We start from the raw sequence: 23,790 nt of genomic DNA, 5'->3' as shown, positions 1-23,790 counted from the left end.
CGTGGAACGCGAGGAGTTCACGCTGGTCCGGGACATGCTGCGGGCGTTCGCGTCCCGCTTCCGCGCGGACGGCGCCGACGGCGCCGGGCCGCCGGCCCGCGCGGCCGCGCAGCGGGCACTGGACGAACTCGGCCTGACGGACCTGCGCCGCACCTCCCCGCCGGCCGCCACCGTGCAGGAATGCGCCCTGCTCGCCGAGGAGCACGGCCGGCAACCGCTGACCACGTCCCTGCTCGGCACCGCGCTGCTCGCCCCCGAGCTGCGGCGTCTTCTCGACGGGGGCGAGCTCCCCGACACCGTCCACGGCTCCCGCCCCACCGTCGTACTCGCCCATGACCTGCGCTTCCCCGGCCCCGAAGCGACGGGGCTCGTCGCCTGGGACTGCGAAGGAGCCGACACCGCCCTGTCCGTCGACGCCGCAGGACGCGTCACCGAACACGAGATGGGGGCGCCGGCACCGACCGCGGACCTGCTGCGGAGCGTGCGGCACGCCTCAGCCCAAGGGCGGCCCGTCGGCCGGCTCACCGCCGGGGCACACCAGCGCTGGCAGGCGTACGCCCTGGTCGTCGTGGCGAGCGAACTCGTGGGCGCGGCCCGCTCGTTCGCCGAGCAGAGCACGGACTACGCCCGCGAACGCCACCAGTACGGACAGCCGATCGGCTCCTTCCAGGCCGTGCAGCACCTGCTCGCCGACGCAACCGTCCTGGTGGAGGCCGGCACCAGCGCCACTCGCCACGCCGCCTGGTGCCTGGACCACGAAGCGTCCGGACCGGCTCTGACCGCGGCCCGGGTGGCCAAGGCTGAGGTGGACGTCTCGGCCGTCGAGGCGGTGTACGCCGGGATGCAGGTCTTCGGCGGGATCGCCCAGACCTGGGAGCACGTGGCCCACCTGTACCTGCGCCGGGTCCTGGCCGGAACCACGCTGCTGGCGACCACGGCCGATCTGCTGCCCGCGCTGGCCGCACCGGAGGCGACACCATGACCGGCACGACCGACCTGCCCCTGGACTTCGGCGACCCGGCGGACCTGCACCGTCTGCGCCGGGACTTCCGCGCCTGGCTGACCCGCCATCCGCTGCCCGAGCGGCCGCCGGACGAACCGCTTCCCGTCTTCCTGCACCGCTGGCACCGCCGGCTGCACTCCGGCGGCTGGGTGGGTCTCGACGTCCCGGAGGAGTACGGCGGCCGGGGCCTGACCGCACTGCACCAGGTGGCCGTCAGCGACGAACTGGGAGCGTGGGGCGCGCCCGGCGTCCCCCGCATCGGCTACCTCGCCCACGCCCTGCTGGAGTTCGGCTCCGAGGAGCAGCGCCGCCGTCTGCTGCCGCGCATGCTCTCCGGCGACGACGTGTGGTGCCAGGGCTTCAGTGAGCCCGGTGCCGGCTCGGACCTGGCCGGCATGAGCACCTGCGCCGAGCGCCGGCCCGAGGGCCACTACGTGGTCAACGGCCAGAAACTGTGGACGAGTTACGCCCAGTATTCCGGCCTCTGCCTGCTGCTGGCCCGCACCGACCGCACCGCGCCCTCCCACGCCTGTCTCTCGGCCTTCGTCCTGCCTCTGGACCGCCCCGGCGTGACCGTGCGCCCCCTGCGCGCTGCCAACGGCGACGACGAGTTCTGCGAGCTGTTCCTCGACGACGTACGCCTGGAGGAGACCGAGCGGATCGGCGCCGAGGGGGACGGCTGGCCACTGGCGATGACGACGGTGGCGTACGAGCGCAACGCCCTGGACACCGGTCACCTCTCGAAGTACGGGCTGCTGGTCGAACGGCTGCGCCGCGCCGCGCACGAGCGCCGCGGCACACTCCCGGACGGACTGCTGTCGGACATCGGCCGCTGCGTGGTCGACTACCGGGTCCTGGTCGCCCACGCCCGGCGCCGCACCGCCGAACGGCTCGCCGGGCAGCCCGCGGGACCGGAGTCGTCGGTGGACAAGCTGCTGATGACCCGCGCCGAACAGCGCCTGTACGAGACGGCGTTGAAGGTCTTCCCCGAGGAACTGTACGGGGCGGGCGGCGAGGTCCTTAGCGACTACTTCTACTCGCGGGCCGCTTCCGTGTACGGCGGCACGTCCCAGATCCAGCGGAACATCATCGCCAAGCGGCTGCTGCGCCTGCCGGCCGACCGCCGTGCCTGATCGGAGCCCCCGTCATGCGACACGACCTGGAATTCCTCAGCATTCCGAACGTGGTGAGGGCCGCCGCCCGGCGGTTCGGTGACGCCCCGGCCCTCGTCGACGGCGCACTGCGCCTCACCTTCCGGGAACTGGAGGCCCGGATGATCCACGCGGTGCGTTCGGCGATCGCGCTCGGCATCGGGCCGGGTGACCGCGTCGGCCTGTGCGCACCGAACTCGGCGGAGTGGATCGTCACGGCTCTCGGCATCCAGGGCGCAGGAGGCGTCGTCGTACCGCTCAACACCCGCTTCAAGGCGACCGAGATCTCCTACATCCTGCGGAAGTCGGGCGCCAGGGCGCTGTTCGCCGCGGCGTCGTTCCTCGGCACCGACTACATCGCCGAGCTGAGACGCACCGACCCGGAACTGCCCGCGCTGCGCACCGCGGTGCCGATGCCGGGCGGAGCGGAGGGCCTGTACGGCAGCCCGTTCCTCGCGCGGGGCGAGGAGTGCCCCGAGACGGCCGCCCGCGAGTCCGTCGACCGGCTCACCCCGGATCACGTCTCCGACGTGATGTTCACCTCCGGCACCACCGGCCACCCCAAGGGCGTGATCCTCACCCACGGGCAGACGCTGCGGGCGTACGGCTGGATGTCCACCGAGTACACCTTCGACGCCTCCGACACCTTCCTGGTCATCCCGCCGTTCTTCCACTGCTTCGGCTACAAGGCGGGCTGGCTCGCCTCCCTGATGCACGGCGTGACCGTGATCCCCATGGCCGTGTTCGACGCGGGGCGCGCCCTGGAGGTCGTTCAGGCGGAACGGGTGAGCATCGTCCTCGGCCCGCCGACCGTCTTCCACGACCTGCTGAACCATCCGCGGCGCTCCTCCTACGACCTGTCGTCCCTGCGGGTGTCCATGACGGGCGGCACCACGGTTGCGGAGTCGCTGATCCGGGCGATGAAGAAGGACCTGTCCTTCGACATCGTGCTGAGCGCCTACGGCCTGACCGAGTCGACGGCCCTCGTCACCTCGACCCGGGTCGGCGACGCCGAGGAGACGGTGGCCCGTACCACCGGACGTCCGATCCCCGACGTCGAGGTCCGTATCGCCGACGACACCGGCAAGGACGTGCCGGCCGGCGAGGAGGGCGAGGTCCTGGTCCGCGGCTACAACGTCACGCGCGGCTACTTGGACGACCCCACGGCCACCGCCCAGACGATCGACCGCGACGGCTGGCTGCACACCGGCGACATCGGCCGCCTGGACCCGGACGGCAACCTGGCGATCGTCGACCGGAAGAAGGAGATGTTCATCGTCGGCGGCTTCAACGCCTATCCGGCCGAGATCGAGAAGCTGCTCCTCGGTTACGAGCCGATAGCGCAGGCGGCGGTGATCGGGGTTCCGGACGAGCGGCTCGGGGAGGTCGGCTGCGCCTTCGTCGTGCCGCGGCCGGGCGCGGACGTCACACCGCAGGACGTGATCGCCTGGGCCCGGGAGCACATGGCCAACTTCAAGGTCCCCCGCCGGGTGCGCCTGGTGGACCAACTGCCGCGCAACGCCGGCCAGAAGGTGCTCAAGGACGAGCTGCGCGCACGGCTGGGGAGCTGAACCGTGACGGACGGCGGCCCCCTGGCGGGGATCACGGTGGTGGCGCTGGAACAGGCCGTGTCGGCCCCGATGTGCACCCGGACGCTCGGCGACTTCGGTGCCCGGGTGATCAAGGTGGAGAATCCGGCGGGCGGCGACTTCGCCCGCCGCTACGACGACGTGGTGGGCGGACTCGCGGCGCACTTCGTGTGGGCCAACCGGGGCAAGGAGTCGGTGGCCCTGGACCTGAAGTCGGACGCCGGGCAGACGGTCCTGCACCGGCTGCTGGAGCGCGCCGACGTCCTGGTCTCCAACCTGACCCCCGGCACCACGGCCAAGCTGGGCTTCTCCCCCGCCGACCTGGAGGTACGCCACCCGCAGCTGATCGCCGTGGAGATCGACGGGTACGGCGCCGGCGGGCCCCTCTCCCACAAACGCGCCTACGACCTGCTGGTCCAGGCGGAGTCCGGGGCCTGCTCGGTGACCGGCCTGGAGGGCGCTCCCGCCAAGCCCGGCCCGCCCGTCGCGGACGTGTGCAGCGGGCTGTACGCGGCGCTGTCGGTGCTGGCGCTGCTGTACGCGCGGCGGCCGGGGCAGGTCGCGGTGAGCCTGTTCGACACCATGGCGGAGCTGATGGGCTACCCGCTGACGTACACCCGGCACTCGGGGGTCGAGCAGCAGCCGCTCGGCATGAGTTCACCCGCGGTGTCCCCCTACGGCGCCTATCGCACGGCCGACGGGCAGACCGTCGTGCTCGGCACCACGAACGACCGTGAATGGCGACGGCTGGCCACCGAGCTGATCGGCCGACCGGACCTGGCGGACGACGCGCGGTTCCGCACGAACGCCGGCCGTGTGGAGCACCGCGCGATCCTCGACGCCGCGATCGGCGACTGGTGCGCGCGGCACGACCTGGGGCACGTCCAGGAGCGGGCCGACGCGGCCGGGATCGGCAACTCCCGCTACAACACGGTCACCGACGTGCTCGCGCATCCGCAGCTGGCCGCCCGCGACCGCTGGCGGCAGGTCGGCACGCCCTCGGGGCCGGTGCCCGCACTGCTGCCGCCGCCCGTGGTCGCCGGGTACGAGCCGCCGATGGGCGCGGTCCCCGGGCTGGGTGAGCACACGAACGCCGTGCTGGCCGAACTGGGCTACGCACCAGGGGAGATCACCACCCTGCGGGCACAGGGAGCGGTCCGGTGAGCGTGCTGCTGACCGGCGACGCAGGCGGGGTGCGGACGCTGACCCTGAACCGGCCGCACCGCCGGAACGCCATCGACGCCGAGCTGTGGGAGGCACTGCGGGAGGCCCTCGCGGCGGCGGGCGGCGACCGGTCGGTGCGCGCCCTCGTCCTGACCGGTGCGGGCGGTGCCTTCTGCTCCGGCGCGGACATCCCCGAACAGGTCAGCGGTGCCCATCCCGTCTACCGGATGCGGCCCCTGACCGAGGTGACGCTGCTGCTGCACGAACTGCCCGTGCCCACGGTCGCGAAGGTGACCGGGCCGGCGGTGGGGGCCGGCTGGAACCTGGCGCTCGGCTGCGATCTGGTGGTCGCCACGCCCGAGGCACGGTTCTCGCAGATCTTCGCGCGGCGGGGGCTGTCCCCGGACTGCGGCGGCAGTTGGCTGCTGCCGAGACTGGTCGGCCTGCAGCAGGCCAAACGGCTCGCGCTGCTCGCGGAGACGATCGACGCGGCCGAGGCGCAGGCTCTGGGCCTGGTGACCTGGGTGGCGGACGCCGACACGGTGGACGCGTTCACCGAGGAGGTCACCGCCCGGCTGGCGGCGGGTCCACCGGTGGCCCTCGCCCAGACCAAGGCGCTGCTCAACGAGGGCGCCGACCGTACCCTGCGCGACGCGCTGGCGAACGAGGCACGGGCGCAGGCGGTGAACTTCGCGGGCGCGGACGTCCGGGAGGCCTACGCCGCCTTCGCCGCGCGGCGCGAACCACTCTTCACGGGCCGCTGGGCCGTGCCGAGCCGATCGGAGGACGACGACACGTGATACGGGAAGCGGTGATCGCGGCAGCGGTCCGTACCGCCGTGGGCAGACGGAACGGCGGGCTGGCGGGTGTCCATCCGGCCGATCTGTCCGGCGTGGTGCTGAGCGCGCTCGTCGAACGGGCCGGGGTGGACCCGGAGAGCGTCGACGACGTGATCTGGGGCTGTGTCTCCCAGGTCGGCGACCAGTCGAGCAACATCGGCCGGTACGCGGTGCTGGCGGCGGGCTGGCCCGAGAGCATCCCCGGGACCACGGTCAACCGGGCCTGCGGATCGAGCCAGCAGGCCGTGGAGTTCGCCGTGCAGGCGGTGCTGTCGGGGCAGCAGGACGTGGTCGTGGCGGGCGGCGTCGAGGTGATGAGCCGGGTGCCACTGGGCTCGGCCAGGGCGAGCGGAATGCCGTACGGACCTCAAGTCCGCGGCCGTTACCAGGACTTCTCCTTCAACCAGGGTGTCTCGGCGGAGCGGATCGCCCAGAAGTGGGGCCTCACGCGGGCACGGCTGGACGCCTACGCGGCGCTGTCGCACGAGCGGGCGGCCGGCGCGCAGGACGGCGGCGCCTTCGAGGAGCAGATCGTGCCGGTGGCGGGAGTGAGGGCCGACGAAGGCATCCGCCGGGGCACCACGGTGGACACGCTCGCCGGGCTCAAGCCCTCCTTCCTGGAGGACGACGGCGTGATCCACGCCGGCAACGCCTCCCAGATCTCCGACGGCGCCGCGGCGCTCCTGGTCACCAGCCCCGAGCGGGCACGGGAGCTGGGACTGGCGCCGATCGTGCGCTTCCGGGCGGGCGCGGTGCTCGGCTCGGATCCGGTGCTGATGCTCAGCGGGCCGATCCCGGCCACCGCGAAGGTGCTGCGCAAGGCCGGCGTGGCGCTCTCGCAGGTCGGCGTCTTCGAGGTGAACGAGGCCTTCGCGTCGGTGCCGCTCGCCTGGCTGGCCGAGACGGGTGCCGACCCGGAGCTGGTCAACCCGCTCGGCGGGGCCATAGCGCTCGGTCATCCGCTCGGCGCCTCGGGAGCCGTCCTGATGACCCGCATGATCCATCACATGCGGGACCACGGCATCCGCTACGGCCTTCAGACCATGTGCGAGGGCGGCGGTACCGCCAACGCCACGCTCGTCGAACTCGTGGACTGACGAAGGGGAGTCGTCGTGCGCCGTGATGTCTTCACCGCCGACCACGAGGCGTTCCGGGAACTGGTCCGGGACGTCGTTGCCAAGGAGGTGGTGCCGCACCACGCCGAGTGGGAGAGGGCCGGGCGGGTGCCCCGGTCGTTCTTCGAGCGGCTCGGGTCGCTCGGACTGCTGGGCATGGCCGTCCCCGAGGAGTACGGCGGGGGCGGGCGGCCCGACTACCGCTACAACGTCGTCCTCCAGGAGGAGGCGGCCCGCGCCCTGGTCACCCTCGGCACGGTCCGTACCCAACTCGACGTCGTCCTGCCGTACTTCCTCGCCTACGCCGACGAGGAGCAGCGTCGGCGCTGGTTCCCCGGGCTGGCCTCCGGCTCGCTGCTGACCGCCATCGCGATGACCGAGCCCGGCACCGGCTCCGACCTCGCGGGGATCCGGACGACCGCCGTGCGCGACGGCGACCACTACGTGGTGAACGGGGCCAAGACCTTCATCACCGGGGGGCTCCTCGCCGACCTGGTGATCGTGGTGGCGCGCACCTCGGCCGACCCCGGCGACCGTCGGGCGGGACTCACCCTGCTGGTGGTGGAGGACGGGATGCCGGGCTTCACGCGCGGCCGGGTGCTGGACAAAATGGGCATCAAGGTGCAGGACACCGTCGAGCTGGGCTTCGACGAGGTCCGGGTGCCCGTCGCCAACCGGCTCGGCGAGGAGGGCAGGGCCTTTGCGTACCTGGGGCACAACCTCCCCCAGGAGCGGATGACCGTCGCGGTCGGCTCGGTCGCGCAGGCCCGCGCCGCGCTCGACACGACGATCGCGTACGTCAAAGAGCGCACGGTCTTCGGGTCGCCGGTCGCGTCCTTCCAGAACACCAAGTTCGAACTCGCCGCCGTCGACGCGGAGATCGAGGCGGCGCAGGCCGTGCTCGACCGGGCCGTACGGGAACTAGTCGACGGGCGGCTCTCCGGCGCGGACGCCGCCAGGGTCAAGCTGTTCTGCACCGAGATGCAGGCCCGAGCGGTCGACCGCTGTCTTCAACTCTTCGGCGGTTACGGCTACATGCTGGAGTACCCGATCGCCCGGCTGTACGCGGACGCCCGCATCACCCGCATCTACGCCGGGACGAGCGAGGTCATGAAGGTCATCATCGCCAAGTCCCTGGGGTTGTGAGACATGAACGACTTCACCGCTCGGCCGGGCGCGGCCTTCGTCGCGGGCGGTACCGGCGGCATCGGCGCCGCGATCGTCCGGACGCTGGCCGAACGCGGCAGCGACGTCACCTTCACCTATCGCACCAGCCGTGGGGCGGCGGACGACCTCGTGCGGGAGGTGAGGGCCCACGGCCGCCGGGTCACCGCCCTGCCGCTGGATCTGACCGACGAGGCGGAGACGGCGCGAGCCGTGCGCGGATGCGGCGCCGTGCACACGCTGGTCTACGCGGCCGGACCGCACGTGCCCATGACCCACCTGAGCAGGGTCACGCCGAGCCGGTACCGCGCCCAGCTGGAGGCCGACGCGGTGGCGTTCTTCAACCTCGTCCACCCGGCGCTGCCGCTGCTGCGGGACAGCGGCGGCAGCATCGTCGCCGTCACCACCGTCGCCACGCGCCGCTACCCGGTGCGCGACGGGCTCTCCTCGGGCGCCAAGGGGGCCGTGGAGGCGGTGGCCCGCGCCCTGGCGGCCGAGGAGGGCCGCTACGGCGTACGCGTCAACTGTGTCGCCCCGGGGATGCTCACGGACGGCATCGCGGGCCGGCTGATCGACACGGGCGAACTCGACGAGACGGCCCTGGCCGTCACCCGCCGCAACATCCCCCTGCGCCGGTTCGGACGGGCCCAGGACATCGCGGAGGCGGTCGCGTTCCTCGCCTCGGACCGGGCCGGGTTCGTCACGGGCCAGGCGCTGGGGGTGGACGGCGGGTACAGCGTCTGACCCCGTCAGCCGGCGACGACCACCCGGACCCGGGCGATGTCGTCCACGCGTGTGAACAGGGCCGTGGCGTCGCCGTCGCGCTCGCAGCGCACGCGCACGGTCACGAATCGGGTGCCCGGTGAGGAGAAGGCGTCGCCATGGGGCTGCCGATGACGTACGGCACCACCCCGTCCCAGACGTCCTCGGTGTTCTCGGCGCCGGCGATGGTCCGGTACCCGCCGCCGCTGCCGCCGTAGGCGTATCCGTGAACCCGGTGCGGTCCATGGATCCGCTGGGCGACGACGCGGGAGTGGCGGGCCGCCGCCGCGTTGGCGCGGAAGCCGCCGATGGTCGGGTCGCCCGGGTCCGCCCCGCCGCCGTTGGTCTCCAGGAAGTACGCGCCGCTGGACAGGGCGAAGGAGATCCTGTCCTCCTGCCCCCGGGCGTCCTGGGCCTGGTTCTCGCTGCCGGGTACGGGGGTGATGTGCTGGAAGAAGCGCCCCCGGTAGGCGTCGTCGGGCGGGAAGTACAGCGAGAACCGTGTGCCGTTGTCGAGGAAGCCACCGTGGACGTAGCGGTGGCGCACCGGGGTGTCGCGCCATTCGTCCACGTCCGTGCAGGGCTCGCGGAAGTCCCGGTCCTGTGTCTCGTTCACTGCGCTCCCTCGGAGTCGGGTGCGGGGCCCGGCGCGGTGATCGGCCGGCCCCCTGCGTACGCGGCCCGTACCGCGTCGGCGGTGAGGACGTCGAGTGCCTCCCGCAGGGGCACATGGAGCAGGCAGAGGTCGGCCGGTACGCCGGCCGTCACCCGGCGTGGGCGTCCAGGTCGGCGCGGAGCGCCCAGGAAGAGGCCCAGCGCCGCACGCGGTGCGAGGCTCTCCCGCTCGCCGCGCGCTACGGCGGCCCGCATGACGGCCCACGGGTCGTGGGTGCCGTACGGCGCGTCGGTGCCGGCGGCGACCGGGACGCCGGCCTCGGCGAGGCTGCGGCAGCGGTAGAGGTGCGGCCGGTCGTCGGGGTGCACCTCGGTGGCGTACGCCTCGGCCCGTTCGGCCGGGAAGTGCGGCTGGGTCACCACGGTCACGCCGAGCCGCCGCAGCCGGGGGAGGGTCTCCACCGGGATCACGGACCCGTGCTCGATGCGGTCGCCGTCCAACGGGCCCGCGTCCTCCAGGGCGAGGAGCGTCACGAGCAACTGCACGCGGGTGACGCAGTGCACGGCGACCGGGCGGGGCCGTATCGCCCTCACCGTGCCGGCGAGGCCGGCGGGGGTGGGCAGGGTCAGGTCGTCGAGGACGAGCTTCACCGGCGGGTCGACGCCCATGACGAGGAGCCGCTGGGGCAGGACGGACAGCGTGCGCGCCAGGCCGTCGGCGGGGCGCGGGTCCGCGTTGGTGAAGCCGGTGACGCCGAGCCGTGCGGCCCTCAGGCCGACACCGGTCAGGTCCAGCCGTACCGGAGGGAGCAGGGCGCGCAGGCGTTCGTCCTCCCGCCACAGCCGCCCGTCGGCGCTCTGCAGTCCGGCCGTCCGCAGCGCGGCGCTGTTCAGGATCCACAGGGCGCCGCTGCGGTGCTGCACCCGGACCGGCCGGTCCGGGGCGAGGGCGTCCAGAGCCGGCCGGTCCAGGTCCCCGGCGACGCTCTCGTGGTAGCCGACGGCCCGCACCCACTCCCCCGGTGCCCCGGCACGAAGGGCCGCCGCCAGCCCGGCGGGTCCGCGCACGTCACCGGGGCCGACACGCACCGACGCAGCCTCGGCCGCCAGCGCGGTGAGGTGGATGTGGTGGTCGTGGAGACCGGGGAGCAGCGCTCCGCCGCGTCCGTCGACGTCGGCGGCCCCGGGCAGCCGGTGCCCGATCGCGGCGATCCTGCCGCGCTCGACCCGCACGTCCACCCGGCCCCGGCCCTCGACCTCCACGTCCCTGATCAGCACGTCGCCGCCGGAGCCCTCCGCCGTGCGGCTCCGGTGGGTGCCGGAGCCGCTGCACCGGGGGCCGCCGCATCCGCTGACCGGGCGGCCTCCGGGTCTGCCGGCCGGGTGACCGCCGGGTCAGCTCCCCACGCGCCCTTTGGACCTGCCGCCCCGGTGACCGCCGAGGCGTGTGTCTGCGCGGCCGTGCAGGCCGACATGGAGACGCTCAGCAGCTCGCCACCGCCCCGCTCCAGGGAGCGGGCCGCGGCGTGGGCCGCGTACACACCCGTGACGGGGTCGCCGAGCGCGTCGCCGAGGAACACCGGGTCGCCGTGCCGGTCCAGACCCGTCAGGCCGCCGGAGACCGCCGCGTCGTCGCCGAAGGCGATCCGGTCGTCGTCGCGGCCGTACCCGGTGATGCTCACCCACACCCGGCCCGGGCGGCCGGCGAGGAACTCCTCGGCGCGTACCCCGAGCCGCCTGAGCGCGCGCGGCCGGGAGGCCTCGACTACCAGGTCGGCCTCCGCGACCACCTCGGCGAGCGCACCCGAGGCGAAGTCGAGCACCAGGCTCTCGTGCCCTTGGTGCAGACGGTGGTAGAAGTCCGCAGGGCCGAAGCGGGCCCCGTCCGGCCGGGAGTGGCTCTCCACCTTCACGACGCGGGCCCCGGCGAGCCCCAGCAGTCGTGCGCACAAGGGCCCCGCCCAGAGCGCGGACAGGTCGACGACTCGCAGGCCGGCGAGTTCGCGCCGACGGTCCGGACCGTACCGTTTCGCGCGTACCGGAGGTCGCTCGCCGCGATCCGCTCCGAGTTCCGCGGCGGCAATGCCCAACGTCTGTGCGAATGTGACCAGTTCAGCCGCGCTGGTCCCGCGCGCGGCGGTCCGCAGGTCGGCCCGGGGGGCGCCGAGGAGTCCGAGGAGGGCCGGGAGGGCGGCGTGGTCGTCGGGACGGGCCAGGTTGACCGCGGCCCAGCCGTCGGAGGTGGCGAGGAGGTGACAGGAGCCGCCCGCCGAGGCACCGCCGGGAAGACGGAACCCGGCCGCAAGGGCCCGCTCGAAGAGGGTCGGGCCCAGCTCTACGGGGACACCGGTCAAGGCGGTGAAGTCGTCCGCGACGGCGGCCAGCGGCCCGAGCCTGCCCTCCACCGTGGCCGCCCAGCGGGCGAGAGTGGCATTCTTCATCACACGAACGCCCTTCTCGTAAGAGGTGAAGCAAGATTACACTGCGATGGTCATGGAATCACCCTTCCAGCTGATCGACCTCGACCGCGCGGCCCCGAACTCCCCGCAGGGGACGCCGGGTGTGCGCGTCGCCGTCGCGGCGCGCCCCTGGGAAGCGGCCGCGGGGTTCGACGTACTGCTGACCGCGTCGCCCGACCCGCCCCGGCCCTGGGTGGGGTGCGCCGACCCGCACGTCACCGCACGGCGGCTGCGGGACATCGTCGCAGCCCGGCCGGATGCGTGCCTCGCCCTCGTGCAGGTGCTCCGCATGGGACCGGCACTGCCGCCGGCCGACCGGCTGATCGCGGAGTCCCTGGCCTACTCCACACTCCAGTCCGGCGCGGATTTCCGGGCCTGGCTGGCCGCGAAGCGCCCGCACACCGCCCGCCCTGCCACCGAGCCCGTCCGGCTCGACCGGGAGGGGGACCGCCTGACCATCACCCTGAACCGCCCCTCGGTGCGCAACGCCTTCGACGCGGCCACCCGGGACGCCCTGTGCGAGGCCCTCGATGTCGCCGTGACGGACCCGACCGTCACCCGCGTCGATCTGCGCGGCGACGGCCCCGCGTTCTGCAGCGGCGGCGACCTCGCCGAGTTCGGCTCCTCGCGCGACCCGGCGCGGGCCCACCACGTGCGTGTGCACCGCAGCCCGGCCGCGTTGCTCCAACGGTGCGCGGCGAAGGTGAGCGCCCATCTGCACGGGGCGTGCGTCGGCGCGGGCATCGAACTGGCCGCCTTCGCCGGCCGGGTGGTCGCGGCGCCGGACACGGTGGTCCGGTTGCCCGAGATCGGTATGGGGCTGATCCCCGGGGCGGGCGGCACGGCGAGCCTGCCGGCGCGGATCGGCCGGGAACGCACCGCCTATCTGGCGTTGACCGGCGACGCGCTGAGCGTGCCGGAGGCCCGGCGCTGGGGCCTTGTCGACGAAACCGCAGCCGCCGTCCGCCCCTGGCAATCCGCACGTTAGAGAATTAAGTTCTCCAAAACGAGAAGCCTCCTCACGCATCCCCGCACCAGAAGGAGACCGGCCAGTGGCGCACGACGAGCCGTCCGAGGACATCGACACGATCGACTTCTTCCGGGACGACACCACGGTGGCGGACCCGTACCCCTACTTCGACGCCCTGCGCGCACGCTGCCCCGTCACCCGGGAGCCCCACCACGGCGTGATGATGGTGACCGGGTACGACGAGGCGGTCCAGGTGGCCCAGGACGCGCAGACCTTCTCGTCGTGCCTGTCGGTGACGGGACCCTTCCCGGGCTTCCCGGTCCCACTGGAAGGCGACGACGTCAGCGAGCTCATCGAGCGACACCGGGACGGGCTGCCGATGAGCGACCAGTTGCCGACCCTCGATCCGCCCGTGCACACCGCGCACCGCGGGCTGCTGATGCGACTGATCACCCCGAAACGGCTCAAGGAGAACGAGGCGGCCTTGCGGGAGATCGCCGACCGCCTGCTGGACACCTTCCTGGATCGCCCGGCGGGCGAGTTCATCAGCGAGTTCGCCGGCCCGTTCACCCTGCTCGTCATCGCGGACCTGCTCGGCGTGCCCGAGGAGGACCGGGAGGAGTTCCTCGACGCGCTCCAGCGCCGGCCGCGGGCCGGTGGCGGCATCGGCAGGACGGACGAGGACACCCTCGCCCACTCGCCGCTGGAGTTCCTCTACGGGCGGTTCACGGCCTACATCGCGGACCGGCGGCGGGAACCACGCGAGGACGTCCTGACCGGCCTCGCCACCGCCACGTTCCCCGACGGCTCCCTTCCCGAGGTCGCCGACGCGGTCCGGGTGGCCGCCAACCTGTTCTCGGCCGGGCAGGAGACCACCGTCCGCCTGCTCAGCTCGGCGTTGCGGGTGATCGCCGAACGCCCCGACATCCAGGCGCTGTTGCGCTCGGAACCCGGGCGCGTCCCGAACTTCGTCGAGGAGACGCTGCGCATCGAGAGCCCCGTGAAGGGGGACTTCCGGCTCTCCAGGGTCCCGGCCACGGTCGGCGGCGTCGACATCCCGGCGGGCACCACGCTGATGGTGGTCAACGGAGCCGCCAACCGCGACCCGCGCCGCTTCGAGGACCCGGCGGCGTTCGACCCCGCCCGTCCGAACGCCCGCCACCACATCTCCTTCGGCCGGGGCGTCCACACCTGCCCCGGCGCACCGCTCGCGCGGGCCGAGGCACGGGTCGGTATCGAGCGCCTGCTGGCCCGCACGAGCGACATCCGGATCTCCGAGCGCGTGCACGGGCCGGCGGACGCGCGCCGGTACCGGTACCTGCCGACGTACATCCTGCGCGGCCTGACCGATCTCAACCTGGAGTTCACGCCCACCGAAGGGACCACCCGATGAAGATCACCATCGACGAGGACCGCTGCCGCGGGCACGGCGTCTGCTGCACCGTCAGCCCCGGGGTGTTCGACCTCGGTGACGACGGCTACGCCGTGGCCGAACAGCCCGACGTGCCAGAGGAGTTCGAGCAGGCCACGCGCACCGCCGCGCTGAGCTGCCCCGAGCGCGCCATCTCCTGCCACTGACGCGACTCAGGCCCGCCGCGGCGGCATCCCGAACCCGGCGACCAGCACGGCGTTCGTCTCCGCCGCGGTCTGCCGCAGCGGCTTGGCCCGCGCGTACGCGGCCGAGCCGTGGAGTACCTGGAAGACCACCGGCTGGTGTTGCAGGCCATCGGGCAGCGCGATGCGCGGCGCGCCCGCCGGTTGATGGCGATGCACACGAGTGACGTGGAGACGGCACTGGTCCTGGAGCTGGAACACCGTGGCGGCAGCGGTTTGATCCTGGGGACGGAGGGCGGGGCGGACGGCGGCCCCCCTTCGGCCTGAGGCAGGCGTGCCGGAACAGGCGTGCCGGAAGCGGACGAGGCCCTGCCCCGCGAGTGTCCCCACGGAGCAGGGCCCCGGTGACGGGTCCGTTCGGCCCGCCGGGGTGCGTCAGGCTCGTTCCAGCACGATCAGGTAGATCGCGTCGGGCTCGAGATCGACGGTGGCGCTGTGGGTCCTGCCGGGCCGGACGATCCGGCTGTCGACCAGTTGGAGGCCGGCCTTGGCCGGGTCGGCGAAGTAGTTGCTGGTGTTCTGGTCGATCCGGTACATGAGCCGGCGGACCGGACGGTTCCTGAGCTCGGACGGCATCCGGGACATGTCGATCGTCGCCCGGTATCCGCGGTCGCCCACGTGCTGCCAGTTCCACACCATCAGCGACGCGCCGGTCCGGTCCTTCGACGCCGTCGCGTAGACGCCGTTGTCCCCTTCCAGGGGGCCGTCCACGACGGCGGACACCCGGGTGTCCTTCATCCTGGACTGCATCAGCATCATGTTGCCGTAGGGGGTGAAGGTGTTCTCGCGCGGCCCGTCCGGAGCACGGGTCACCAGCTGGTCCTTGCGCTCCTCGACCCGGTGCCGCACGCACCAGTTGAACATGTAGGTGTCCGGCTGGTTCGCGAAGTAGTAGGAGTAGGTGGCCATGCCGGCCGCCTGGCGGACGTAGTCCTTGTGGGGGGCGGCGTCGTCGAAGGCCGGGCCGGGGTAGACGCCCGTCTCGGTGACGTAGCTGGGGATGCGCTCATGGATGCGGCGTTCCTTGAACCAGCCGAGCAGGGTCTCCCGTTGTTTCGCCACCACCCTCAGGTCACCCTTGTACATCGACGGCGCCTGGTAGTCGTCGTCCCAGGCCAGATAGGCGTGATACGCCAGGAAGTCGAGACGCTTGCGCGGGTCCCGGTCGGCGGCGTAGTCGTCGAGAAAGGGCTTCATCCACTTCGGGTCCAGCCACGACAGCGCCGGTCCGCCCAGCTCGATGCGGTCCGCGCGGCGAAGACCCTTGTTGACCTTGTCGACGGCCCTGTAGTAGGGCGCGTAGAAGCGGTACAGGTCTCCCGGCTGGAGTGTCGTCCTGTCCGCGGGGATTCCCTGTTTGCGCTGCAGGCCGTGGAACTGCCAGTCCGGCTCGTTGAAGGCCTCCACGTAGGTCACGCGGGGGTACGCGGACTTGACGCTCCGCAGGATCAGTTCGAGCATCGGCTCGAGATCCTTCATGGGCCGCTCGCCCTCGACGAAGTCCGTCGGGTTGAGATTGATCAGCACCGAGTCGGACACGGTGCTCGCCTCGGTGAGGTAGTCGTCCAGCTCGGACAGGTCGCACCGCCGGGTCTTCAGGTCGCACGTGTCGAACACGTTCATGTCGTCCGGGGCGTTGGGGCTGCTCAGCCAGATCCGGTAGACGTCACCGTGCAGGCCCTGCCGGTTCAGGAACTTCACGTCACCGGCGCGCTGGTCGGGCCATGCCGTCACGTTGCCGAAGTTGTTCAGCCGTTCCGAACGCGGAAGGCTGCCCTCGCGCACGCCGAAGTCGACGTGGACCGTGGTCGGGGTGAGCGACGCGGAGGGTTCGGCCGCCCGAGCCGCGACGGACTGGACGGACGTCACGGCCAGCAGCATGGCGGCCGCTCCGGCCAGCATCCCTCGCCGGGTGGAAAGTCTCGTACTCGTGCGCATGGGGGAAGAACCTCGCTTCCATGAAGCAATGGCGGCCGCTCGCCGTTTGTGTGGGGAGGGAATGGCCGACGGCGGGTTCAGCATAGGGGCCCTCACACTGTCTGAGAACCTTCCTCACGCTTTGCGAGAATGTCATTCTGACCGGCCGGGAAAAGGGCACGCGCTCGGGTGTGCGCTCGTCCCCGGCTCGGGCCTTCCGGTCGCGCAGATGTCGCGCGCCCGGGGGCATCGCGTGCGGTAGGGGCAGCCCCGCGCCGTGCCGGCCGGGCCCGGCGACTCGCCCGCGGCGGCTCCGGGCAGCATGTCCCCGTCGAGGTCCACGGCCGTGGCGCGACCGGGCGACGCGCCGTCCGTTGCCGGCCCGGGTGGCCTACCACGACGCCTGTCACCTGGCCAACGCGCAGCGCATCACGGCCGAGCCCCGGCGGCTCCTCGGAACCATCCCCGGCCTGACCCTGGCCGACGTGGCGGAGCCGGAGACCCACGGCGTGGACCCTGTCCGTCGGCGGACGATGTTCGACCTGGTCATGGCCCGGATCGCGGGCCGGTTCGCGCGGGTGGAGCCCCGGGCGACCGCCCGCGCCCACCTGCTCGGGCCGCTGTCGAGTGTCGAGCGGCAAGACACGTGACAGCGCCCCGACCAGCCGTTTCACAGAGAGGCTTCCGTCTGGCGGAAGCGGCCTTGCGCAGTGGACGCGGCCCTCACGACCCTGTTCCCAACCACGGCACGCGGGGCGAGGACGCCCCGCCGACAGGGACGGGAACCGCCATGCCGCACACAACCGCGTTCGCCAGGAACCAGTGGTACGTCGCCGCCTACAGTCACGAGGTCGGTCGCGAGGAGCTGCTCGGGCGGACGGTCCTCGGGGAGCCGCTGGTCTTCTACCGGACCGAGGAGGACGGTACGCCGGTGGCACTGCACGACCGGTGTGTGCACCGCCGGTTCCCGCTCTCCGAGAGCCGGCTGGACGGCGACCGGATCGTGTGCGGCTACCACGGGTTCACCTACGACACGACCGGCGCCTGTGTGTACGTGCCGGGTCAGAAGCGCATCCCGCGCACCGCCCGGGTCACCGCCTATCCGGTCGTCGAGCAGGACTCCCTGGTGTGGGTGTGGATCGGCGATCCGACGCTCGCCGACCCGCAGGCCGTGCCGCGCGCCCGGCACCTGGACTCCCCCGGCTGGACGACCGTGCGCGGCATGGAGCCGATCGACGCGGACTACGGGCTGCTCGTCGACAACCTCCTCGACCTGTCCCACGAGACGTATCTGCACGGCGGATACATCGGCACCCCCGAGGTCGCCGAGACGCCGATCACCACCGAGGTCGACGAGGGCGCCGGGATCGTGCGGGTGAGCCGCCACATGGACGACGCCGAGTGCCCGCCCTTCTACGCCCGTTCGACCGGGATCGAGGGGCGGATCACCCGGTGGCAGGACATCGAGTACCACGCGCCGTGCCTGTATCTGCTGCACAGCCGCATCGCGCCGGTGGGCGTGCTGCCGGAGGCCGACGGGAGCGACCCGAACGGGTTCCACACCGAGATCACGTACGCGATCACCCCGTCCGCCGACGGCAAGGTGTACGACTTCTGGATGGTCTCGCGGGACTGGGCGACGGACGACGAGGAGGTCACCGAGTTCCTGCGCGGCAACAACCACACGGTGGTCATGCAGGACGTCGACGCCCTCAACCTCCTGCAGCGGACGCTGGGTTCGGAGCGGTCCGGCTACCAGGAGCTGAGCATCAACATCGACACCGGCGGGCTCGCCGCCCGCCGCATCCTCGCCCGGCTGGTGGAGGAGGGCGACAAGCCGGCGGAGCCGGTCCTGTGAGCAGCCCCACCGGCGAGGTCTACCGCATCGACTGGCTGCCGGGCACCGACGTCCTGCACGGCACCTGCCACTGCGGGGCCGAGCACACCGCGCAGGACCCGGTGCAGATGTGGGAGTGGATGCTCGCCCACCCCGAAGGTCATGAGCCGCACCCACCCGCCCCCCACGGGCACGAGACGCACGGACACGCGCCGCACGGACACGAGCCGCGGAAGGGAGCACCTCATGAGTGACGTCCGGGAAGTCGAACTCGTCGTGGAACGGCGCGAGTTCGCAGCCGACGGCGTGCTCGCGCTCACCCTGCGCCATCCCCTGGGCGAGCCGCTCGCGGCCTGGGAACCCGGCGCCCACGTCGACGTGGTCCTCGGGCCGGAGCTGGAGCGGCAGTACTCGCTGTGCGGCGACCCGGCCGACCGGAGCTCCTGGCGGATCGCGGTGCTGCGCGAGCCGGCCGGGCGGGGCGGTTCGGTCCATGTGCACGACGAGCTGAGGCAGGGCGACAAGGTCCGGGTCCGCGGTCCGCGCAACCACTTCGCCCTGCGCCCGGCGGCCCGTTACCGGTTCATCGCGGGCGGCATCGGGATCACACCCGTCCTGCCGATGCTGGCGGCGGCCGAGGCGGCGGGCGCCGACTGGCGTCTGCTGTACGGGGGCCGCACCCGCGACTCCATGGCGTTCACGCAGGAGTTGGCGCGGTACGGCGATCGGGTCACGGTCGCGCCGCAGGACGAGACCGGTCTGCTGGACCTCGCCTCGGTGCTCGACGAGCTGCCCGAGGACGCCCTCGTCTACTGCTGCGGTCCCGGTCCGCTGCTGGACGCGGTGGAGGAGCGCTGCCCGGCCGGGGCGCTGCACGTCGAGCGGTTCCAGGCCAAGGAGCAACCCACGGGCACCGACGTGGAGTTCGAGGTCGAGCTCGCGCAGAGCGGTCGTACGGTGACGGTCGCGCCGGGTGTCTCCGTACTGGACACGGTGCGTGCGGCCGGCGTCGAAGTGCTCTTCTCCTGCACCGAGGGCACCTGCGGCACCTGTGAGACCGATGTGCTGGACGGCGTACCGGAGCACCGCGACTCGGTGCTCACCGCCGAGGAGCGGGAGGCAGGGGAGACCATGATGATCTGTGTGTCCCGGTGCCGGGGCGGCAAGCTGGTCCTCGACCTGTGATCCGCGGGACGCCGGTGCCGCGGGGGCCTCAGGCCTCCGTGGCCGGTACCACGCTGAGGTGACTCGCGGCGCGGCGCACGGCGCGGGTCCTGCGCGTGGCGGGGGCGGGACGCGCCTCGCGCAGGACCATCGTCAGCCGCGTGTACCCCATGTCCCGCAGGGCCCCCGGGGTGTCCTCGACGATGCGGCAGTCCGTGGCGCCCCAGCGCGGGTCGGGATGCACCAGCGGGCGGACCGCCCCGTCGTGCTCCGCGGCCCCCTCGCCGACCGCGCGGATCCAGTGCGGCAGGCCGTAACGGTAGGCGGCCTCCATGATCGGGTCCTGGGCGATCTCACGGCGGATCGCCAGCAGCCCGTGGTCGTGGCCGTGCCGCTCCACGGCCGCCGCGAAACCGGCGAGCATCGGCAGGCACCAGCCGGCCTCGTGGTCGCCGAGCACCGAGGGCGCGTCGGGGTGGAAGAGGACGAAGCGCAGGAAGTTGTCGCCGGGCTGGGCCGTCGGATGCGGGCTCACCGCCCGGAAAAGTGACGCGAAAGCAGCGTTGGACTGCACCACGTCCCAGCGGTGGTCGACCACGACGGACGGGAAGGGGACGGCCTCCAGGTAGACGGCGCAGTCCTGCAGGTACGCCTGGGCCTCGGGTCCTTCGGGGACGGGACGCGGTACGGACCGCTGCCCACCTGCCTGATATGCCATCGGGAGGTCACCCCTCTTGCCTATGCGGCCTTCACGCGGCGCCCCGATCCTGCTGCCGAGGCACAGTCATGTCAACTATCGTGGCATTCCATGCTCGTTGACGGCTGAAATTGGCCACAGTTGTGGCGAGACCTGGATGTGAGTTCGAAACACCCGCTACTCTCCACAAGTTCACGGCGACCGTCTGCGCCGAGGAGCGTGCCCCGGTGAGAGGGACGTGAGAGACCTAGGAGACCTGTCGGTGGCGGAGGATGGCTTCGAGGTTCCGGGCGCCACGGCGACGGTGCTGCTGTCGGCCGTCGTCGCCCGTGTCGCCGCGCTCGCCGACCGGCTCGGCGTGGCGCACGCGGAGGTCTTCGGCACCGGGCGGCTGTCCGTCGCCTCCGGTGTCCCCGAGCCCGTGGTCAGGGCCCTGCTGAGCGGGCGGCCCGCGGGCGAGCCCGATGTGCAGGCCCGTTTCCTTCAGCGCCTGGACCTGCTGCGCCGTACGCGGCTCAAGCCGAACGGCCGCCGGTACACCCAGCAGGAGATCGCCGACGGCGCGGGCATGTCGCGTCAGCAGGCGGGCGCCCTCATCAACGGCGACAGACGCCCCACGATGGAGCACTGCGACGCTCTTCAGCGCTTCTTCCGCGTGCACGCGGGCTTCCTCACGGCGGAGGACCCGGAGGCGCTCGCGGGGGCGTTGCAGCACACCGAGCAGGATCTGCTGCAAAAGCTCGCCGCGCGGGAGGCGGCCGCGGCCGCCGAGGACCCGCTGGAGCGGCTGCTGCAGGACCACGGCGTGCGCGGGATCGCGTGGCGGGCCGCCCAGCTGCCCACCGACCAGCACCGCGACAAGGTCGCCGAGTGGCTGGACATGCTCCTGGAGAGCGTGAAGCGGCCCGAGTCGTGATCCGGGGGAGAACTGTGAGCATCGCGAAGGAAATGCGCCGGCTCAGCGGCGAGCTGGTCTCGGAGCTGACCCTCCCGGCCCCCGCCCCGCCGGCCGACCTGTACACCGCTCTGTGCGACGGGATGAGCAGACGGCGCGGCCGCCCCGTGCACTTCCGGATGGCGCCCTTCCCCGCGGACACGGCCAGCGGGCTGTGGCTCGACATGGCCGACCAGGACCTCGTCGTCATCGAGGAACGCACCGCGCCCGACCACCAGTTGGTGATCCTGGGGCACGAGCTGTGGCACATGAAGGCGGGGCACTGCAGCCATCACGTCGAGGGCGCCGCGGTCGCGGCGCGTTTACTCAGCGACGGAGCGGACCTGCGGGCGACGGTGCGCAGCGTGGCGGCGCGCACCCGTTTCGACCTGGCCGACGAGCGGCAGGCCGAGAGCTTCGGCCTGCTGCTGGCCAGCAAGTGCCGCACCTGGCTGCCGGGGTCGTCACCCCGGGGCCGGGGTCAGCGGGATCACCTGGCGGGCCGTATCGAGGCCTCTCTCGGGTACTTGGGGCCGCAGAGCTGAGCGGCGGCGCCGTCGGGGGCGCGCGCCGGGCGCGTTCGTGAGGTGACGGGAAGTGGCGCGCTCCGTGCCGATCCGAACCTCCGGCGGCGCGTACCCGGACCCTTCACGCAGCTCAGGAGCGGTTTCTCGCACGGAGTTCCGCGTGGGCGGCGCGTGCGCTGAGCGGGCGAACCGACGTGGAGGACAGCCGGATTGTCAGTGGTGGGCGGCAAGCTGGGGGTGCGCCGCCGCACGGTGGCGTACGCGCCGTGGGGGCGCGTGGCAGACGACGACGCCGACACGGGGAGAGCCGACCGATGCCCACCGCCGTACTGACCGACCGCGAACGCGCAGCCGTCCAGGCCTACCTCCGGCTGCTGCACACCGTGCGCGCCGCCTTCGGCGACGAGGAGGGCGGCGGGACCGCAGGCGCCTCCCGGCCGCCGCACGACCGGCGGCCTCCGGTGGTGCCGCCGGCCGTGCTGGCGGAGGCCGAGCAGGCGCTGGCCGACGCGGGGCTGACCGGCAACGAGGAGGAGTTCTTCCGGCTGCTGCACACCTGGTGCCCCGGCAGGTGACCGCGGGCGGCGGCCGTCTCAGGCGTGCGGCACCGTCACCGCCGTGGCCACCAGCCCGTGCCGTACGGTCCAGCGGCCGTCGAAGTGCTCGACGCGACGTCCGCCGACCACCGGCCCGGGGACCAGCAGCCGGGCCCGGAACCCGCCCTGCGCTCCGGCGGCCGGTCCGGTGTCGACGGCGGCGGGGTCGGCGTCCGCCGAGAGGTCGATGTCGGCCTCCTCGAAGTCCAGCCACTTACGGGTGAGGGGGAACCAGGCCTTGTAGACGGACTCCTTGGCGCTGAACAGGAGCCGGTCCCAGTGCACCTCGGGACGGTCCGCGGCCAGCCGCTCGAGCCGCGCCGCCTCCGCGGGCAGGGCGACGGCGGACAGCACCCCCTCGGGCAGCGGCCCGTGGGGTTCGGCGTCGATGCCGAGCGAGGCCAGGTCGGCGGCCCGCACCAGGGCCGCCGCGGAGTAGTCGGCACAGTGCGTCATGCTGCCCGTGACGCCGTCCGGCCAGTGCGGCGCTCCGCGCAGGCCGGGCAGCACGGGCTGTGCGGGCACCCCCAGTTTCTCCATGGCGCGCCGGGCGCAGCCGCGGACGATCGTGAACTCGCGGCGCCGCTTGTCGACCGCCCGCACCAGCAGCGCCTCCTCCTGCGGGTACAGCGGCGTGTTCCCGAACTCGCGGACGCCCTCCTCGCCGAACGCCTCCACCGCCACCACGGGAGCGGGCAACAGTTCACCGATCACGAGTTCTCCGCCTCCCGGGGCAGGATGCGCCGCAGGCGGCCCGGCGGCTGCGGCCGCTTGCGCCACTCGCGGGGGTAGCCCACCGACACCTCCTCGAAGCGGACGCCGTCCTGCCGGGTGGTGCGCGGGATGTGCAGGTGGCCGTAGACCATCGCCTCGACCCGGAACCGGCGGTGCCAGTCGGCGGTGAGGGCGGTGCCGCACCACATGGCGAACTCGGGGTGCCACAGGACGTCCATGGGGTGACGGTGCAGCGGGTAGTGGTTGACGAGGACCGTCGGCAGGTCCTCGGGGATCGCGGCGAGTCGCCGGCCGGTCTCGGCGACCCGGGCCCGGCACCAGGCCTCGCGGCTCGGATACGGGTCGGGGTGCAGCAGGTACTCGTCGTTGCAGACGATGCCCGTGCCCTCCGCGTAGGCCAGCCCCTCCTCCTTGGTCGTGCAGCCGGCCGGCAGGAACGAGTAGTCGTACAGCAGGAACAGCGGCGCGACGACCACGGGGCCGCCGGGGCCCTCCCACACCGGGTAGGGGTCCTCGGGGCTCGTCACGCCGAGGTCGCGGCAGAGCTCCACCAGGTGCTCGTAGCGGGCGACCCCGCGCAGGGTGACCGGGTCCGTGGGGAACGTCCACAGCTCGTGGTTTCCGGGAGCCCAGACGACCTTGCGGAAGCGGCTCGCGAGGGTCTTCAGCGCCCAACGGATGTCGGCGGTGCTCTCCGAGACATCGCCGGCGACGAGCAGCCAGTCCTCTTCCGTCTCGGGGACCATGGCCTCGACGAGGTCCCGGTTCTCCGCATGGCCGATGTGCAGATCGCTGATGGCCAGCAGTCGCCCGGCGGCACCGGCCGTCGACGTCACTTCGCACCCCCCGCCCAGGAGCCCACGCTCCGTATCCACATGCACACACCAGTGTGCACACGAGAACACATTCGCGGCCGCCGTACAAGGTCGAATCACGTC

At 72.7% G+C, this 23,790-nt stretch carries 27 protein-coding genes; 19 read left to right on the top strand and 8 right to left on the bottom strand.

Going from position 1 to position 23,790, the window contains the following annotated elements; all coding sequences use genetic code 11:
* Window position 1: 1 nt before the first annotated feature.
* Genes C6376_RS34015 through C6376_RS33980 form a run of 8 tightly spaced genes read left to right on the top strand, consistent with a single transcriptional unit; the run spans window position 2 to window position 8,769 of the window.
* On the top strand, window positions 2-982 hold the full coding sequence (locus C6376_RS34015; RefSeq protein ID WP_107446908.1) for an acyl-CoA dehydrogenase family protein: 981 nt from the start codon (window positions 2-4) through the stop codon (window positions 980-982).
* On the top strand, window positions 979-2,136 hold the full coding sequence (locus C6376_RS34010; protein WP_107446907.1) for an acyl-CoA dehydrogenase family protein: 1,158 nt from the start codon (window positions 979-981) through the stop codon (window positions 2,134-2,136). The genes C6376_RS34015 and C6376_RS34010 overlap by 4 nt, the downstream gene beginning before the upstream one ends.
* 14 nt (window positions 2,137-2,150) lie before the next feature.
* On the top strand, window positions 2,151-3,725 hold the full coding sequence (locus C6376_RS34005; RefSeq protein ID WP_107446906.1) for a FadD3 family acyl-CoA ligase: 1,575 nt from the start codon (window positions 2,151-2,153) through the stop codon (window positions 3,723-3,725).
* Between the two features lie 3 nt (window positions 3,726-3,728).
* Window positions 3,729-4,907, top strand: a complete 1,179-nt coding sequence (locus tag C6376_RS34000) for a CaiB/BaiF CoA-transferase family protein (protein ID WP_107446905.1) — start codon at window positions 3,729-3,731, stop codon at window positions 4,905-4,907.
* On the top strand, window positions 4,904-5,707 hold the full coding sequence (locus C6376_RS33995) for an enoyl-CoA hydratase/isomerase family protein (protein WP_254076175.1): 804 nt from the start codon (window positions 4,904-4,906) through the stop codon (window positions 5,705-5,707). The genes C6376_RS34000 and C6376_RS33995 overlap by 4 nt, the downstream gene beginning before the upstream one ends.
* Entirely contained in the window at window positions 5,707-6,843 is a 1,137-nt protein-coding gene (locus C6376_RS33990) for an acetyl-CoA C-acyltransferase (protein WP_107449350.1), read from the top strand. Before C6376_RS33995 ends, C6376_RS33990 begins: the two co-directional genes overlap by 1 nt.
* Before the next feature lie 15 nt (window positions 6,844-6,858).
* Entirely contained in the window at window positions 6,859-8,007 is a 1,149-nt protein-coding gene (locus tag C6376_RS33985; protein WP_107446904.1) for an acyl-CoA dehydrogenase family protein, read from the top strand.
* Window positions 8,008-8,010: 3 nt separating this feature from the next.
* Window positions 8,011-8,769: an SDR family NAD(P)-dependent oxidoreductase gene (locus tag C6376_RS33980; protein WP_107446903.1), complete on the top strand. Its 759-nt coding sequence runs from the start codon at window positions 8,011-8,013 to the stop codon at window positions 8,767-8,769.
* A gap of 100 nt (window positions 8,770-8,869) precedes the next feature.
* Here C6376_RS33980 and C6376_RS33975 read toward each other — a convergent pair whose 3' ends face one another.
* The 3 genes from C6376_RS33975 to C6376_RS33965 are packed head-to-tail and all read right to left on the bottom strand — an operon-like array spanning window position 8,870 to window position 11,843.
* Window positions 8,870-9,403 carry a hypothetical protein gene (locus tag C6376_RS33975; protein WP_216825640.1) on the bottom strand — a complete coding sequence of 178 codons (534 nt, stop codon included), beginning with the start codon at window positions 9,401-9,403 and terminating at the stop codon, window positions 8,870-8,872.
* Entirely contained in the window at window positions 9,400-10,680 is a 1,281-nt protein-coding gene (locus C6376_RS33970) for an amidohydrolase family protein (RefSeq protein ID WP_107446902.1), read from the bottom strand. The genes C6376_RS33975 and C6376_RS33970 overlap by 4 nt, the downstream gene beginning before the upstream one ends.
* Window positions 10,674-11,843: a CoA transferase gene (locus tag C6376_RS33965; RefSeq protein WP_159083343.1), complete on the bottom strand. Its 1,170-nt coding sequence runs from the start codon at window positions 11,841-11,843 to the stop codon at window positions 10,674-10,676. The genes C6376_RS33970 and C6376_RS33965 overlap by 7 nt, the downstream gene beginning before the upstream one ends.
* 52 nt (window positions 11,844-11,895) lie before the next feature.
* On the opposite strand from C6376_RS33965, the gene C6376_RS33960 reads away from it, so the two are divergent.
* The 3 genes from C6376_RS33960 (at window position 11,896) to C6376_RS33950 (ending at window position 14,409) form a co-directional block, all read left to right on the top strand.
* Window positions 11,896-12,849 carry an enoyl-CoA hydratase/isomerase family protein gene (locus C6376_RS33960; RefSeq protein WP_107449349.1) on the top strand — a complete coding sequence of 318 codons (954 nt, stop codon included), beginning with the start codon at window positions 11,896-11,898 and terminating at the stop codon, window positions 12,847-12,849.
* A gap of 64 nt (window positions 12,850-12,913) precedes the next feature.
* Complete coding sequence (locus C6376_RS33955) at window positions 12,914-14,224, top strand: cytochrome P450 (protein ID WP_107446901.1); 1,311 nt, start codon at window positions 12,914-12,916, stop codon at window positions 14,222-14,224.
* Window positions 14,221-14,409 carry a ferredoxin gene (locus C6376_RS33950; RefSeq protein WP_107446900.1) on the top strand — a complete coding sequence of 63 codons (189 nt, stop codon included), beginning with the start codon at window positions 14,221-14,223 and terminating at the stop codon, window positions 14,407-14,409. Before C6376_RS33955 ends, C6376_RS33950 begins: the two co-directional genes overlap by 4 nt.
* Before the next feature lie 6 nt (window positions 14,410-14,415).
* Here the strand turns inward: C6376_RS33950 and C6376_RS44835 are convergent, their stop codons facing one another.
* Entirely contained in the window at window positions 14,416-14,604 is a 189-nt protein-coding gene (locus tag C6376_RS44835; RefSeq protein ID WP_216825716.1) for a DUF1330 domain-containing protein, read from the bottom strand.
* Between C6376_RS44835 and C6376_RS46570 the strand changes: the two genes are divergently transcribed.
* On the top strand, window positions 14,518-14,712 hold the full coding sequence (locus tag C6376_RS46570) for a hypothetical protein (protein WP_216825639.1): 195 nt from the start codon (window positions 14,518-14,520) through the stop codon (window positions 14,710-14,712). The two genes, C6376_RS44835 and C6376_RS46570, sit on opposite strands and share 87 nt — an antisense overlap.
* Window positions 14,713-14,820: 108 nt before the next feature.
* Here C6376_RS46570 and C6376_RS33935 read toward each other — a convergent pair whose 3' ends face one another.
* Window positions 14,821-16,383 (bottom strand): hypothetical protein, encoded by a 1,563-nt coding sequence (locus C6376_RS33935; protein ID WP_159083342.1) that lies wholly within the window; start codon window positions 16,381-16,383, stop codon window positions 14,821-14,823.
* A gap of 365 nt (window positions 16,384-16,748) precedes the next feature.
* On the opposite strand from C6376_RS33935, the gene C6376_RS33930 reads away from it, so the two are divergent.
* From C6376_RS33930 to C6376_RS33915, 4 genes are all read left to right on the top strand, one after another.
* Window positions 16,749-17,012: a hypothetical protein gene (locus C6376_RS33930; RefSeq protein WP_107446897.1), complete on the top strand. Its 264-nt coding sequence runs from the start codon at window positions 16,749-16,751 to the stop codon at window positions 17,010-17,012.
* A gap of 140 nt (window positions 17,013-17,152) precedes the next feature.
* The gene (locus tag C6376_RS33925; RefSeq protein ID WP_107446896.1) at window positions 17,153-18,220 is read left to right on the top strand and encodes an aromatic ring-hydroxylating dioxygenase subunit alpha; all 1,068 of its coding nucleotides are present in this window, start codon (window positions 17,153-17,155) and stop codon (window positions 18,218-18,220) included.
* Window positions 18,217-18,453, top strand: a complete 237-nt coding sequence (locus C6376_RS33920; protein ID WP_107446895.1) for a hypothetical protein — start codon at window positions 18,217-18,219, stop codon at window positions 18,451-18,453. Before C6376_RS33925 ends, C6376_RS33920 begins: the two co-directional genes overlap by 4 nt.
* Window positions 18,446-19,384: a PDR/VanB family oxidoreductase gene (locus C6376_RS33915; RefSeq protein WP_107446894.1), complete on the top strand. Its 939-nt coding sequence runs from the start codon at window positions 18,446-18,448 to the stop codon at window positions 19,382-19,384. The genes C6376_RS33920 and C6376_RS33915 overlap by 8 nt, the downstream gene beginning before the upstream one ends.
* A gap of 28 nt (window positions 19,385-19,412) precedes the next feature.
* Here the strand turns inward: C6376_RS33915 and C6376_RS33910 are convergent, their stop codons facing one another.
* Entirely contained in the window at window positions 19,413-20,081 is a 669-nt protein-coding gene (locus C6376_RS33910; protein WP_107446893.1) for a hypothetical protein, read from the bottom strand.
* A gap of 241 nt (window positions 20,082-20,322) precedes the next feature.
* On the opposite strand from C6376_RS33910, the gene C6376_RS33905 reads away from it, so the two are divergent.
* The 3 genes from C6376_RS33905 to C6376_RS33895 all read left to right on the top strand — a co-directional run bounded on the left by C6376_RS33905 (window position 20,323) and on the right by C6376_RS33895 (window position 22,096).
* Complete coding sequence (locus C6376_RS33905) at window positions 20,323-20,976, top strand: helix-turn-helix transcriptional regulator (RefSeq protein WP_107446892.1); 654 nt, start codon at window positions 20,323-20,325, stop codon at window positions 20,974-20,976.
* A gap of 32 nt (window positions 20,977-21,008) precedes the next feature.
* Window positions 21,009-21,539, top strand: coding sequence for a toxin-antitoxin system, toxin component (locus C6376_RS33900; protein ID WP_107446891.1), 531 nt, complete (start codon window positions 21,009-21,011; stop codon window positions 21,537-21,539).
* A gap of 296 nt (window positions 21,540-21,835) precedes the next feature.
* Window positions 21,836-22,096: a hypothetical protein gene (locus tag C6376_RS33895; RefSeq protein WP_107446890.1), complete on the top strand. Its 261-nt coding sequence runs from the start codon at window positions 21,836-21,838 to the stop codon at window positions 22,094-22,096.
* A gap of 18 nt (window positions 22,097-22,114) precedes the next feature.
* Here C6376_RS33895 and C6376_RS33890 read toward each other — a convergent pair whose 3' ends face one another.
* Window positions 22,115-22,831 (bottom strand): 4'-phosphopantetheinyl transferase, encoded by a 717-nt coding sequence (locus C6376_RS33890; protein ID WP_107446889.1) that lies wholly within the window; start codon window positions 22,829-22,831, stop codon window positions 22,115-22,117.
* Window positions 22,828-23,688, bottom strand: coding sequence for a metallophosphoesterase (locus C6376_RS33885; protein WP_107446888.1), 861 nt, complete (start codon window positions 23,686-23,688; stop codon window positions 22,828-22,830). The genes C6376_RS33890 and C6376_RS33885 overlap by 4 nt, the downstream gene beginning before the upstream one ends.
* Window positions 23,689-23,790: the final 102 nt, after the last annotated feature.

Origin of the sequence: Streptomyces sp. P3, assembly GCF_003032475.1 — a bacterium.
Classification (GTDB): Bacteria; Actinomycetota; Actinomycetes; order Streptomycetales; family Streptomycetaceae; genus Streptomyces.
Note: the sequence above shows the minus strand (reverse complement) of the source record. Positions and strands in the feature narration are given on the sequence as shown.